The 14,890-nt window shown below is 32.8% G+C and carries 10 protein-coding genes; 2 read left to right on the top strand and 8 right to left on the bottom strand.

The window, feature by feature from the left end:
* Positions 1–274: 274 nt before the first annotated feature.
* From KQA_RS0217640 to KQA_RS0217630, 3 genes are all read right to left on the bottom strand, one after another.
* Positions 275–4,510: a two-component regulator propeller domain-containing protein gene (locus tag KQA_RS0217640; protein WP_232285924.1), complete on the bottom strand. Its 4,236-nt coding sequence runs from the start codon at positions 4,508–4,510 to the stop codon at positions 275–277.
* A gap of 235 nt (positions 4,511–4,745) precedes the next feature.
* Positions 4,746–6,494 carry a RagB/SusD family nutrient uptake outer membrane protein gene (locus KQA_RS0217635; protein WP_010182932.1) on the bottom strand — a complete coding sequence of 583 codons (1,749 nt, stop codon included), beginning with the start codon at positions 6,492–6,494 and terminating at the stop codon, positions 4,746–4,748.
* Between the two features lie 21 nt (positions 6,495–6,515).
* Positions 6,516–9,701, bottom strand: coding sequence for a SusC/RagA family TonB-linked outer membrane protein (locus tag KQA_RS0217630; RefSeq protein ID WP_010182931.1), 3,186 nt, complete (start codon positions 9,699–9,701; stop codon positions 6,516–6,518).
* A gap of 502 nt (positions 9,702–10,203) precedes the next feature.
* On the opposite strand from KQA_RS0217630, the gene KQA_RS0217625 reads away from it, so the two are divergent.
* Positions 10,204–10,710, top strand: a complete 507-nt coding sequence (locus tag KQA_RS0217625; protein ID WP_010182930.1) for a hypothetical protein — start codon at positions 10,204–10,206, stop codon at positions 10,708–10,710.
* Between the two features lie 9 nt (positions 10,711–10,719).
* Positions 10,720–10,923 carry a helix-turn-helix domain-containing protein gene (locus KQA_RS0217620; RefSeq protein ID WP_010182929.1) on the top strand — a complete coding sequence of 68 codons (204 nt, stop codon included), beginning with the start codon at positions 10,720–10,722 and terminating at the stop codon, positions 10,921–10,923.
* Between the two features lie 33 nt (positions 10,924–10,956).
* Here KQA_RS0217620 and KQA_RS0217615 read toward each other — a convergent pair whose 3' ends face one another.
* The 5 genes from KQA_RS0217615 to KQA_RS0217595 all read right to left on the bottom strand — a co-directional run.
* Positions 10,957–12,045: a DUF3078 domain-containing protein gene (locus tag KQA_RS0217615; RefSeq protein ID WP_010182928.1), complete on the bottom strand. Its 1,089-nt coding sequence runs from the start codon at positions 12,043–12,045 to the stop codon at positions 10,957–10,959.
* 17 nt (positions 12,046–12,062) lie between these two features.
* Positions 12,063–12,632: a hypothetical protein gene (locus tag KQA_RS0217610; protein WP_010182927.1), complete on the bottom strand. Its 570-nt coding sequence runs from the start codon at positions 12,630–12,632 to the stop codon at positions 12,063–12,065.
* A gap of 6 nt (positions 12,633–12,638) precedes the next feature.
* The gene (locus KQA_RS0217605; RefSeq protein ID WP_010182926.1) at positions 12,639–13,112 is read right to left on the bottom strand and encodes a hypothetical protein; all 474 of its coding nucleotides are present in this window, start codon (positions 13,110–13,112) and stop codon (positions 12,639–12,641) included.
* A 16-nt stretch (positions 13,113–13,128) separates the two neighbouring features.
* Positions 13,129–14,118, bottom strand: coding sequence for a hypothetical protein (locus KQA_RS0217600; RefSeq protein WP_010182924.1), 990 nt, complete (start codon positions 14,116–14,118; stop codon positions 13,129–13,131).
* An 80-nt stretch (positions 14,119–14,198) separates the two neighbouring features.
* Positions 14,199–14,890: hypothetical protein (locus KQA_RS0217595; RefSeq protein ID WP_010182923.1), on the bottom strand; the 692-nt coding region annotated here is incomplete at its 5' end.

Below are 14,890 nucleotides of genomic sequence, written 5' to 3'. Positions count from 1 at the left end.
TTGAAGAACTACTTCCCGGATATCAAGAAAATATTACAGTGTAGTTGATCGGATGGTTACATAGATTGCTATATTGGTAGAAATTTAAAATCAAATAAAAAACCAGTATTATTGGTAATTAACTCTATTTCTTTTTCATTTACATCATCCCAAATAGCGACTCTCTTAAGTGGACTACCTAGTAAATTTGATTTAATTTGTTTAAAACAAAAATATTAACAGGTGTTTTTCCTCAAAAAAAAGCTCAAAAAAATACGAATAAAGCATCTGTTTTTTAGGCACCAATTTTTGATAGGTAGCGAGAAGGAGCTTCTCCAAATTGCTTACGAAAGCACTTTCCAAAATAATTAGGATCATTAAAACCTACTTTATAGCTAACTTCTGCGATGCTTAATTCTTCTTGTTCTAAAAGTTGAACGGCTCTTTTTAAACGAATACTTTGAATAAAGTCATTAGGAGATTGACCAGTTAACTTTTTTAGTTTTCTGGAAAAAGTGGAACGACTGGTATTCATATCCGAAACTAATTGTTCAATCCAATAGTTTTCATTCCCCATATGCGTTTCCATGAGTTCCATTATTTTATCTAAAAATTTCTTATCCTCAGAATCAAGAATAATTTTTTGAGGTGTTAATTGGTGTTCAATCTGGAAGCCTATGCGCATAGCTTCTCTAGATTCAATAAGCTTTTTACAGGTAATGAGGAGGAGTTTCATTTTAAATGGTTTAGGAATATAAGCATCTGCGCCAGATTCAATTCCTTTAATTCTATGTTCTACGGAGTTTAATGCCGTGAGTAATATTATTGGGATGTGTTTGGTACGAATATTTGATTTTAATTGATGACAAAATTCAATACCATCCATTTCGGGCATAAGCACATCACTTATGATAAGTTCGGGTAATTCTTGTAAAACAATTTGTAAACCACGTTTACCGGTATCAGCTTCTAATATACGGTACTTATCTTTTAATATGTTTTTAACTAAAGTTCGAATATCTTCATTATCATCAATGACTAGTACAGTTTTTTCTTTAAGATTACCACTTTTTTTAACTTTTTCAGTTTTGTTAGTAGGTATAGTCGATACTTCTCGAATCACTTGTTTTTTAGGTTCAGAAAATGTAGTAATTTCTTCGGGCAATAAATGTGCCTTGGTAGCAGGAAGTTTTAAAGTGAAGCAAGTTCCTAGATTGACTTTAGAAACTACTTCGATACTACCATGATGGAGGTCCACCAAATCTTTGGTGATTGCTAAGCCAATTCCAGAACCTGATTTTGAAATAGTATGATCGGTTTTATTGACTTGATAAAACCGTTTAAAAATATGTGGTAATTGATCGTGAGGTATTCCGGTACCATCATCTTTAATTTCAATACAGATATATTCAGATTTTACTTTTCTTTCCTTAATATCAATAGTTGAATTGTCTTTTGGTTTGTATATGCGTACTGTAACTTTACCTTTAGGATGTGTAAACTTTATTGCGTTTGAAATTAAGTTATTCAATACTTTTTCAAGTTTATCCCAATCAAACCAGACTTCCGAAATATTTAATTCACTAACAAAAGAAAGGTTTATGTTTTTTTTTGAAGCCAAGGCTTTAAAGGAAAAGGTGATCTGTTTTACAAAATGAATAACATTCGATTTAGTGGCCTCTAATTTTGTTTCTCCAACCTCAATTTTTCTGAATTCCATTAATTGATTCACCAATCGTAATAAATATTCAGCATTTTTCTGCATTACACCTACTTTTCTATATATTGAATTGCTAATATCAAAACTATCTAATACCTCTTCCAATACATTTATTATGATAGCAATAGGAGTTTTAAAGTCGTGAGATATATTGGTGAAAAATTGAAGTTTTAATTTGTTAGCTTTTTCAATTTCATGTTGGACTTTGATCGTTGTTCTTTCTTTTGCTTTTAATCGGAAATAGGATCTTAAAGCAAGAAAAATGGCAATTGAAACTATAAAATAAACTAAGTACGCCCATATTGTAAGCCAAAAAGGAGGCGTAATGGAAAAACTTAAACTTGCATATTTTTCATTCCAAATACCATCATTATTAGAAGCTTTTACTTTAAAAACATAGTCGCCTGGTGATAAATTAGTATAGTGCGCAAAAGATGTTTTTTTTGAGTTTTTCCAATCCTCATCAAAGCCTTCAAGTTTGTATAAGTAATTATTTTTTTCTGGAGCGGCAAAATGAAGTGCTGTAAATTCAAATGTAAGTACATTTTCGTTATGTTTTAAAACGACTTTATCATCATTGTCAGTTACAGATAATGATTGATTTAAAATGATACGATCATTAAATTTTTGACCTATGTTTACTGCTTCATTTTTAATTTTAAAAGCTGTTATTTTAGGTATAGCAGGTATAAGGTTATGTTTTAGATTATCGGGATGAAAAACATTTAACCCCTTGAGTCCACCAAAAAATAAATAACCATTATCATTTTTAAAATAAGCATTTTTCCTAAAATTATTACTTAGTAATCCATCCTCTTTATTAATAGTGGTAAATTTTTTAGTTGTTGGGTTAAAACAAGAAATGCCGTTATCGGTACTTATCCATAATTTTTCATTTTCATCCTCAAGGATGCCATAAATAGCATCGTTTGCTAAACCTTCTTTTTCGGTAAAATGTTCAAAGTGTGGTGATTTTCCGAATACTTTAGGGAATGTCATTTTATTTAATCCACCGCCAAAAGTACCAATCCAATAATTTCCTTTTTTGTCTTCATGAATGGAAAAAACTGAATTATTACTGAGCGTATTGGCATTTTTAGGATCGTGCTGGTAGGAAATGAAAGTATCAGATTGCCCATTTTTACCGGGTATAAGTAGGTTTAAACCCCCATGTAAGGTACCTACCCAAATATGGCCACTACGATCTTCGAAAATGCAACTTATTTCACTTCCGCTAATACTATGTTTATCATTTTTATTTGGTAAATAGTATGTAGCATTAGAAAAATCGAATACATTACTATTTGGTAATCTCTTTTTTTTCCATTTGATTAATCCGTTAATAAAAGAGCCGAACCATAATGTTCCCTCGCTATCTTGCATCGAAGAAAAAACTTCGATCATTTCATTAAATTTAGTCTGTTTAAAACTAGCTTTTTTTGTTTTGTGGTCAAACTTCATATGAGTAATACCATCGGTACTGCTTATCCAGTAATCATTATCACTATCTTTTAAAATAGACCAAATGGGTTTTTGAACTACTTGTTCAGAATGTGCCCATTCATTATCTGGATAATAATGTTTAAACTTAGGCTGTTCTATATTTTCTTTATTAAAATGGATATGATTAAGACCATTTTCCGTTCCCACCCAAACAGTATTATTTTCATCTTTAATTATGGCATTTACAGATGGATTACTTAAGGAGTTTTTGGATAAGGGGTTTTTAGTATAGGAACTGATCTCTTTTTTTTTCAAATCACATTTGTTCAAGCCACCTTCTTCGGTACCTACCCAAAGTACCTTAAAACGATCAACTAATATGGTTTCTATGTTTTTGCTACTCAAGCTTTGGTTGTTAAGCACACTGGGTGCATATAATTTATAGGCACCAGTTTTTGTGTTAAACCAATACAATCCTACTCCGTGAATTCCTAACCAAAGATTGTCATCTGCAGCTAGATTAATTGTGATTAATCCACCATATTCAACCTTACCAGTAAGTTTAATATTAAAATCAAACTGTTTAAAATTAGTTTGTTCTTTTGAATTAAAATTGTCAGGGTCTTCAATACAAATAAGTAAAAGTCCTTCTAATCCAACCCAGAGTCTATTTTTAGGATCTAAAAAAAGAGATTTAACACTTTGATTTAGTGTTTTAAACCGAATAAAATTTGAGCTAGATTTTTGTGGCATTTTATTTAAGCCATTTACAGTACCCACCCATAAGTTCCCTTCATTATCCTTAGTTATAGAGTGAATTTGATTGCTACTAATGCTTGAAGGCTGATTAGATTGGTGTACATAGTGTATAGGTTGATTCCCTATTTTATCATTTTTTTTAAAGTAATAAAGACCAGAATGTAGAGTCCCTACCCAAAGTGAACCATCCTTTTCAGGGTATATAGCACTGATACGCTTATTGCTTAACACCTTTGGAAAGCTTGAAAATGTTTCGGTTACCTTATCAAATTTGCTTAAACCTCTTCCAGTTCCAATGAGTATGTTACCCGATGCATCTAATTCAAGTTCAAATACAGAATTATTAATTAAACTATTGGAATTATTGGATTCATGACGGAAAATACGATAAGTTTTTCCATCGTATTTATAGAGTCCATTAGGAGTAGCCATCCATAGGTAGCCTTCGTTATCTTGCAATATTTTCATTACAGAGCTTTGCGATAGTCCATTATCATCTGTAAAATGTTCAAACTTTAAATCTGGAGCTTGCGCGAAAATTTTGATACAAAATAGCCATATACTTAGGAGGTATAATTTTCCAATATAAAATTTTATGTTTCTATTCATTTGAATTTCAGTATCTAATAAATATACCATTCTATTTGGAATAGATTTTATTTAGTAGTATAAATACTACTTATTTATAAATTATAGATCTATTTATAAATGCTTTGACTGATATTAAACCAGTTCTTGAATGAATTTACAGGAATAGTAAAATGAAGAAAGCGACTCAAAATAAAAAGAGTCGCTTCCAAACAAAATAACTAAACTTAATAGATACTCTATTAATTCATAAATATCAATATGCAGGATCTTGGGTTAATATACCGGGTTGTAAGTCTATTTGAGTTTGGGGTATAGGAAAATGATCATTTTTTCCGGATTTGAATGAAGTCCCTTGTAACCAAGGAAGTTTGCCATCGGATAATTCGGTTTGTAAGTATTTGGTCATAGTTTCTTCTTCTATGCCCCAGCGTACAAGGTCTTGGAAACGCATTCCTTCAAGAGCAAATTCTAAACGCATTTCATGGTAAATTGCTTTTTTAGCATAAGTAACATCTGGGAAAGAATTATATAAGCCTAGGTTATAATTTGCAGCTGGTTGATTTTCATCAACATCAAGTACATAGCCACTTTCAAATGTAGTGTTGTTGATTTTTCCCATAACCAAATCATCTTGTGCTCTTTCACGAATCATGTTTACCATGTTTTTAGCAGTTTCAAGATCGTTTTCTGCAGCAGCAACTTCGGCTCTCCATAAAATGATATGGCTTAATCTAAATAAGCGCCAATTGTTACCGTTTAGACCAGGTGACCATGTGGGACTGGATATGGATATCGTTTTAAAGTTTCTTTTATAAAACATGATTTTTTTATTAAGAAATGGGCCCATTCCAGCTTGGTCTAACATCCAATCACTTCCAGACATTGGCCCCCAATCTAAAAAAGGAATACCTCTTCGACCAATTGTCCAATCAACTCGAGGGTCTAAAGCTACATTGGTTGGGGTAAATAGTTCGGTATTTTTTTTACCATAATCTTCTAACAATAAATCATCTTGAAAATTATCTAATAAAGGGAGACCATCGGCATCAACTTTAAATGCATTGAATAAGTTAAATGAAGGCGCACTGTAAGCACAGCATAAGCCAACATCTGGCCCTCTAGGAAATAAAGTTCTATGATCTAGACCAGCATTATCCTCGCCAGCTCCATCGTTTACTGTATATTGAACTTCAAATATACTTTCGGCATTATTTTGTTTTTCTTCATCAAAATTATCATAAAAATGATCCATAAGTGAAAAGGGACCGTTATTAATGATATCGTCTAATAAAGGTTTGGCTTCTGAATATTCTTGTTGAAATAAATGTACCCGAGCTTTTAATGCTTTTGCAGCCCAACGAGAAGCCCGACCAATTTCGGGAGATTCATCCATATTATGATCAATACCCCATTGAAGGTCAGCTTCGATGTCATCCCAAATTTCACGATCATTAGGGACCTTTTTAGCGTCCATATTTTCAGTAATGTAGGGCACTTTTTCAATTTTAGAACGCAACTGAAAATAGTACCATGCTCTAAGCCATCTTGCTTCAGATTCTAGTTGATTAGCATTGCTTGTTTCAATATCACTTTTTGCCAATTGCAATATTCTTAAAGCATCATTAGCTCTGGCTATACCATCAAAATTTGCAGCCCATAATTCATTTATCCATGGGTTGGAAGGGTCAACTTCAAATCGTTCAATAAGGTTTATAGGAGCCCAGCCACCGGTTTGATCACCCCTGTGCATATCATCGGAAGGGACATCTCCCCATACCCAATTTGTAGCAGAAGCCCCACCGGTATCACCCGCTTCATTACTTGCATAGCCATCTATTCTGGAGTATGCACCTACTAAAAGTAGGTTGACACCTTTTTCATTAGTTAATATAATTTCACTAACCTCTCCCTTGGGTTTTTCATCAATAAAATCCTTACTACATGATCCGAATAGTAATCCGTAAACAATTAATAGTCCAATTTTTAAATATATTTTCTTCATCTTTTTCTAAGTTTAATTTTTTTATAATTTTATATCAAGACCAACTATAATTTGTTTTGGTGCTGGCCAGTTGCCAAGGTCAAGACCTCTATTTATTTCAATATTTTCATCCGGATTATCTCTATTTACACTTACTTCGGCATCTAAACCAGAATAATCACTTATAGTAAATAAATTGGTGGCCATAAGGTAGATACGCATGGATGAAATATTCATGTCATCTAATATATTTTGTGGAATATTAAAGCCTAATTGCGCATTTTGTAAACGGATAAATGAAGCATCTTCGACCAAGTCAGAGTGAGTATTCTGTTCAAAGCTAGTTTGTGAAGAAGCTTTTGGTAGTACTGCATTGGCATTGTTGTCCAAATAAGGACTTCCCCAAGAACGAAATAATCTATCGGCACTTTTGGGACCCTGAAAAAGGCCATACCTTGTAAAGCGGTTATAATAATTTATAGCATCGTTTCCTTGACTTGTGTATAAACTAGCGGAAAAATCAAAATTTTTGTATTCCAATTTAATATTTAAACCAGCAGTAAAATCAGGGTTTGGGTTTCCAATATAGGTTCTATCATCAGCTGTAATTACTCCATCCCCGTTAAAGTCTCTTATTTTAAGGTTTCCGGGTTGATTGTAATTTCCATTTGGAGCATGTGAGTCTGCTTCCTCTTGAGTTTGAAATATACCATCAACTATATATCCAAAAAACTCAGGAAAAGAGGTACCTATTTCAGCTCTGGTATAGCGTTGTGAGCGTTGTTCTCTTCCTACAATAAAATCATCATCATTATTAGATAATTTTTTGATTTTATTATTGTACTTAGAGAAAATAAAGCCAAGACTATATTTAAAATCCCCATCGTTATTTCCGCCTCCGTTATAGCTTAACTCTAAGTCTATTCCTTTATTTTCCATATCACCAATGTTTACGGAAGGCGCATTTGCAATTCCTTCAACAGCTGGTATTTCAACTGGGAATAGCATATCCGAAGTATCTTTTTTCCAGAGATCTAGTGTCATATTTATGCGATTGAATAAAGTAGCATCAATGGCAAAATTGGTACTAGTGGTGGTTTCCCATTTGGCATTAGGGTTACCAATAGCTGTTGATTGAAAACCTTGTACAATAGTTCCATCGGCACCACCAATCCCATAAAAAGAAGCACCAAGTCCTGAACCAAAAGTTGAAAATCCATTATAATCACCAATTCGATCATTACCAGATTGCCCCCAACCAGCTCTTAATTTTAAATGATCTATCCAATTACTATCATTTAAAAAGCCTTCATTTGAAATGACCCAACCACCAGAAATTGCTGGAAAATTACCCCATTTACTATTTTTTCCAAATCTGGATGATCTATCACTTCGGATAGTAGCCTCTACCATATATTTATTATCATATGAATAGTAAGCTCTACCAAAATAGGAGTTCAATGCCCAAGCAGTAGCATCGGAATCATTTGTTTGATTTTCTGAGCCAGAACTTAATACAAAAAAATCATCGTCGGTGGAAATGAATCCTTCTCTCCCTGCGCTTATTTGATCAAATTCAAATCGTGTAGCCTCTGTTCCAAGTAACAATTCAAAATTATGAAGTTCATTGAATGTTTTATTATAACTGATGGTATTGGTCCAGTTCCAAGTTAAGTTTTTGGATCTAGTTTCTGTTAGTGAGTTACCAGTGGTACCATTAGTGTTTTCAGGATCTGCAAATCGAGGATCGTGATTAGAATTCCATGTGGTATTATATCCAAAAAGGGATTTGAATGTTGTGTTTTTTATAGGATTTATTTCCATATAAAAATTGCCAGTAGCAGTTAAGGCAGTTCGCTCATCTTTTCGTTGTCTAAAATTATTCCCCAAAGGATTTGGTCCATCGTTTAATCCGCCACCAACAATACCACCTGCAAAATTTCCAGCAATATCTCGTACAGGGATTAAAGGACTGGTTTCTATAATAGTATTAAAACCAGCGGTATTTCCTTTGGATTGTGTCATAATAACACCTAGTCGCTGTCCAATTTTTAACCAATCTTTTACTTGAGAATCTGTATTGGCTCTAAAGGCATACCTGTCAAATGAATTATATTTCAATACTCCCTCTTCTTTAAAATAATTACCGCTTAATGCATAACTAGTTTTTTTAGAACCTCCCGTAACGGAAAGTGTAATGTCGGTTATAGGAGCAGGTTGATAAAGTTCCTTTAACCAATCTGTACCATTTTGATTGGTAAGTGAAATTGGGTACTCGCGTTCAACATATAAAGAGGGATCAGTTGCTGGATCTCCTATGGACCCACCATTTGGAAATAAATAATCATTTACCGTAGTTGCTCTAATGTCATTGGGATCAAAATTAAAATGAGCATGATTGGGCGTAATACCATCATTGGTTTGTTCTAACCAAATTTGTTGTCCAATCAAAGCAGGATCTGTAATAAGGTCATATTTTGAATTTGCAGTTCCTATACCAGTTCTAATATTTAATTCAACTTTAGCAGGTTGTCCCACTCTTCCCGTTTTAGTGGTAATTAAAATCACTCCATTGGCCCCTCTAGATCCGTAAATAGCAGTAGATGTTGCATCTTTTAAAACTTGCATGGATTCAATTTGGTTGGTAGGGGGGAGTTGAGCTCCAAAAACCCCATCAACAACATATAAAGGTTCATTAGAGTTTATTGTACCTAGTCCACGAATTCGAACTTGAGCCTGTTCGCCGGGTCTAGCTGATGCAACTACGGTAACACCAGAAGCACTTCCTTGTAAAGCACGAGTTGCATCACCTGCTGCTTGTTGTTTTATGTAAGATTTTTTAACTGTACTAACAGCACCTGTTACGTCATTTTTCCTTCGAGATCCATAACCGATAATTACAACTTCATCAAGTGCAGCAGCATCCTCTGTTAGTTGAATTTGTAAATTAGTTTGATTGTTAATAAGGATTTCCTGAGTAGTGAATCCTATATATGAGACGATTAAAACAGCATTATTAGCTACATCAATAGAGAAATTCCCATCAAAATCAGCGACAACTCCGTTATTGGTTCCTTTTTCAACAATATTGGTTCCTGGTAAGGGTTGGTTTAATTCGTTTGTTACCGTACCATTTAAGCTTAGGGTTTGAGCATGAAATAGTGTAGTGAAACAAATAAAAAAGAAGAGTAGTGTAGGCCATTTGGAGACATGTTTTCGTTTCTTCATTAAATACTTTTTTGTCATAATTGATTGATTTTTAGTTGAATTGATTGTTAGAATATATACAGTTCGTTTTATCTAAATTTCACTAACCAAAAACTCGGAAACGTTGAGTTTACTGAAGATGTGAAATTTATCAAGTATTAAAATAAGATCAATAATGGAATTAAGAGCAGGAAATACTGCTCATTATTAAGGAATATATAATCAACTTAAGGCAATTTTGTTAGTTTCGTAATTTTTAAAGTTAATAGTGGGTTAGGAGTTGATTTATTTTGTTAATTACTAGAGGATGATTATGAGTAGTGAAACGCCTTATCTGATTCAAACAAATTATAAATGAGTAAGCATCATGTGAACGACATTTTAAAAAATATTTTTATTGTAGTTGCAGTTATTATAATATAAGAATCGAAAAGTAATATATTTTATTTTTTAATGATAAACATTAATTATTATTTGTTATTCATTATTTTTTTGTTTATTTGTACTAAGAATTATTTTTTTGATGAAAAATTTCAAACATATTTTTGTAGCAGTACTTTTTATAATTATTTTGAGCTGGCGTTCTTATTATTTCACATTTGATGATACTGTAATGATTAGTACAAATATTTTAATTATAGTTTTTTTTCTTTTTAATTTATTGATAAGAAAAAAACTTTTATTCAAGAATTATTTAATTAATCAATATAATCCATTAACAGCAAAGATTAATAGAGAATACATTTTTGATATTCTTAAAGGTTTAATGTTTGAAAAAATTATAGATGTGATTAATAATTCCGACTTTAATTTAGTAGAGGTTAATAAAGAAAAATTTGAAATTTTAGCAACTACAAAATTTACATTTAAATCTTGGGGAGAAAATTTATATATAAATTTTGAAGATATTGAAAATGAATCATTAATGACTGTTAATTCAGTAACTCTATTCCAAATTTATTCATCGGGAAAAAATGAAAGTAATCATCATTATTTATTGAATGAAATTGAGAATTCGTTAATAGTATAAATATAGAAAATGGCTATTGTAGTTAATTTAGATGTGGTGTTGGCGAAGCGAAAAATGAAATTAAAAGAGCTTTCTGAAAAAGTAGGAGTATCAACAGTAAATTTATCAATATTAAAACAAGGAAAAGTAAAAGCGATTCGTTTTTCAACATTGAATTCAATTTGTTTGGCTTTAGATTGTCAACCCGGTGATATTTTGGAATATGTTGATTAAATATAATTCCTTTAGTTGAATTAGACTTTTGTTTTACCGTTGCAATTTGATTGTCTTTTTATTTGAATCAAAATTATAACTGTATTTAAATACTAATTGTTGAGAGTAACTTATTCTTCTTCCAAATCCACTAAAACCTGATGGGGCATCGTTATCAGAAATTTGTACAAAAACATCATGGTCGTAGTTAAGTGAAGATAGTAACGATAGTCTAAAACCCTTAAAAAAAGAAAAACTAATCTCGTTTCTCCAGTTTACATCAATATGTTCTGGCTCTTTCCCATAATTAGAGAATAAAAGCAAATTTGTATATATAAATAAGCGTTTCGAAAACTCATTTTTGAATGTAATTCTAACAGCTGCCCCAAATTGATTATTATAATTTTGAAAATTAATAGTCCCATCAGTATTTCTTGTGAATTGATTTCCATGTAGACTTCCTAAAAAATCTCCAGCGTTATCTGTAGCTAAGTTGTTTGCAATTTCGTCATCAAGTACTAATATCGATTTATAAGATAGTGGTGATACAAAAATAGACCAGTAATCATTTGGGTAAAAGTCTAAACCCAAGGAAGCCTGAAGCAATCCAGGCGATAAAAAATTGGATATAGGCTGTCCAGAGTCTGTTATGTCGGTAATATAGTTGTCTTCATAAGTTTTAGTTAGTTGAGAATTAAAAAATAAGTCTGCTGAATAATAAAACTTGGAGAAATAAGAAGTTCTGTATAGAAACTTGTCATTAACCCATAGATTATCAATGTTTTTTTTAAAAGCTTTATTATCTTCTATATTGGATTCATCACCTCTTCTAGTACTATTTTTTTGTATACCATAATCTATATTTAAATCATTTAGCCAACTAAACTTTCCTTCATTATAAATCGTTTGGATATTTAATGAAGATCCAATATTAAATCTGTTCTCTCCAGAACCTACAGTGGGATTAATAAATAGGTTACTTAGAATATCGAATCCAAAATCAACTTTTCCAGACCATCCTTGGATTTTTGCTCTTATTTGAGATTGTTGAGAGTTTGCATTATGGCATGAGCATAATGATATAAAGATTACAAAATAGAAGTATAAAATTTGGGAATGTTTGTTAACTTGTAGAAATGCCATTAAGCTGATTTAATTTACTATGGAAGAAATTTAAAAGTACTTAAGATTGATACCATATGTTCATCTAGAGTTTCTAAATCCGGTACCATAGGGATAGAAGCTGAAATTATAAAAATATCAGTGTCATTTTGAGTATATATCTCTCGAATAAATAATTTCATATTGATGTTAGAAGAATACCAAGATGAACGTCTTAACAGTGCATTCAAGTTTAGCTTAGAGATATCTTTTTCGCTTAATAATGTATAATCAATATTCTTGGACTGCTGAATTTTCATTCTGTTGGCTGCATCGATATAGTTTTTACCATTTTTTGGCCATTTGGTTATGTATATAGCGGAGTAAACATTGTTCACTTTAGCTCCTTTTATAAACACCTGATTAGAATCTAATTGTTTAGCTACCCAATTATTCGGAATCATTATGCTATATCCGGACCCAATAATTTTTTTATTGGATTGAATATCTAGAACTTCATATTTTTCAATATTCTTATCAATCTTCAAAAAAAGTGAGCAATGAACATATTCTGCATTTAAATAAAAAAACAGTGTGCTCATTGCCCATAAATAATGAGTGATATGCATTTTGACTTAACTTAGACTGAATTTAAAAGAATTCATCATTTGCACTAAGGTTTTATCAATGCCTGCTAACTCTGGGGAGTTGGGTATGGAGCATGAAAGAATAAAGATCTTATTTGTAGATTCTGTAAAAACATCTCTAACAAATAGACTCATGTCTATTTCTTCATTGTACCAATAGGATCTACGCATAAATGCCTTATACCCATTTTTTGATAAGTCTGACTCTTCAATTAACTTATAGTCTTTTTCTAAACTTTGATCTTCTTTTATTCTTTCAGCAGCATACAAATAATCTTTTCCATCCTTATTTATAGAAGTAATGTAGAATCCTACTCTTGCTTTACCTACTTTTGGTCCAAAGAAAAAGGTTTGACTTTCATTTATTTTTTTTACCTCCCAATTGGCATCCATCTTAATGCTGTAATCTAAGTGGGTATAGGTCAATAGCTTTTTTTCTGCTGTTTCTTTATTTATAGTCATAATAATTTACATTTTGTTACCAAGGAGTTCCTGGAATCCAACCTGTAAGATCTTTTCCAGTCTCTTTTACATCTACTTCAGCTTCAAAACCAACATCGAAGCCTAAACCAACTGTAGCCCCTATATCGACTTTAGCTTTTACTTTACCATCCTTCATCCCGATGTCTCCTCCTAGCTCACCACCTATACCATAGGTTACTCCTGCGTTTCCACCTAGTTTACCGTTGTCGCCTTCCAGACCCGCACTAGCTTCTGCTTTTCCTCCGGCAAAACCTTCTACTTTTCCTCCAGCGTTTATATCACCGCTTCTGGGATCAAAGTTTGCTTCTAACTTTGCAGTACCTTCTGCACCCACAAAAACTTCTGCATTACCGTAGGCAGGGCCATAACGTCCTTCATATTCGGCCTTAAGAAGATACGCTTCTGCATTGACATGAGCTTGGGCGTTAAACGCTCCATTTTTAAATCCTCCGCTATAGCCACCACCTATTTCTCCTCCAATGGCATCTACCTGAAGTTTGTTGTTCTCATTTTCAAAAGTTGCACCGAAAACTGATTTTTCTCGAGAAACACCATCTCCAAATCCTTTTAGGTTAGCAGAGGAATGTTTTTTTAACCAGGACTTTTCTTTTTCTTTAGATTCATGGCTCCATTCGTCTTTGAAAATTTCTTTACCATTTTCTGTAACGGAGATATTGGATCCTGTAATTTTTCGGTTATTTGGGTCAAAAATATTTTTACCTACAATTGGTCGATATGTAGAACTACTACTAAACTTAGTTTGACGATCAAGAAGAGTACCTGAATCACTAATTCCTCTAGTGAAATCACGATCATAGCTCTTTTTCTCAAAAATTCCCTGTTCTCCAACTTGTAGGCCAAAGTCTCGGGTTTTATTTGTAGTATTACTTCCACCTCCATTTGCTACTTTTTGTTGTATAGCTGTTTTGGCGGAATTGATTTTTTGAATTGCAGCATTCATGCTACCTATTATATCTGAACTCATTTTTTTTAGTTTTTGGAATTGAAATAGATAAGAGTATAAGGGTGATTTCTATGTCACCCTTAATAATGTACTTGCTCTTTTTAATCCATCTGATGCAATATCGCTTGAGCTCGAGTAGCAGCTTGTTGTGCTTCATCTTCTGCATCTCTTGCGTTATCCTTTGCATTATTAGCTTCGTTTTCAGCATTAGCAGCTTCATCTTTAGAAGATTCAGCCTCTCTTTTATAATCTTCAATAAGACCAGTATCTGTTTCACTTTGGTTTTTAAGGTCTTCTATCTCTCCTTGTTTTTCATCAGCAAAAGAGCTAGTTGCTTCTAATGCACCTTCAATTTCATCTAGACTAGACTCTATTTCACCTTTAGTTTCTTCAATATGTCCTTGCATTTCATCTGCTTGGTTTTTAAACTCTTCCGCCTGGTTAGCAGACTCTTCGGCCTGTCCTCTTAATTCTTCAGCTTGGTTAGCAGATTCTTCGGCTTGTCCTCTTAATTCTTCAGCTTGGTTAGCAGATTCTTCGGCTTGTCCTCTTAATTCTTCAGCTTGATTAGCAGATTCTTCGGCTTGTCCTCTTAGTTCTTCAGCTTGGTTAGCAGATTCTTCGGCTTGTCCTCTTAGTTCTTCAGCTTGGTTAGCAGATTCTTCGGCTTGCCCTCTCAGTTCTTCCGCCTGATTAGCAGATTCTTCGGCTTGTCCTCTCAATTCTTCAGCCTGGTTAGCAGATTCTTCGGCTTGTCCTCTTAGTTCTTCAGCTTGGTTAGCAGATTCTTCGG

The organism is Aquimarina agarilytica ZC1, assembly GCF_000255455.1.
Classification (GTDB): Bacteria; Bacteroidota; Bacteroidia; order Flavobacteriales; family Flavobacteriaceae; genus Aquimarina; species Aquimarina agarilytica.
The sequence above is the reverse complement of the archived record's forward strand: the minus strand, read 5'-3'. Positions and strand labels throughout refer to the sequence as shown.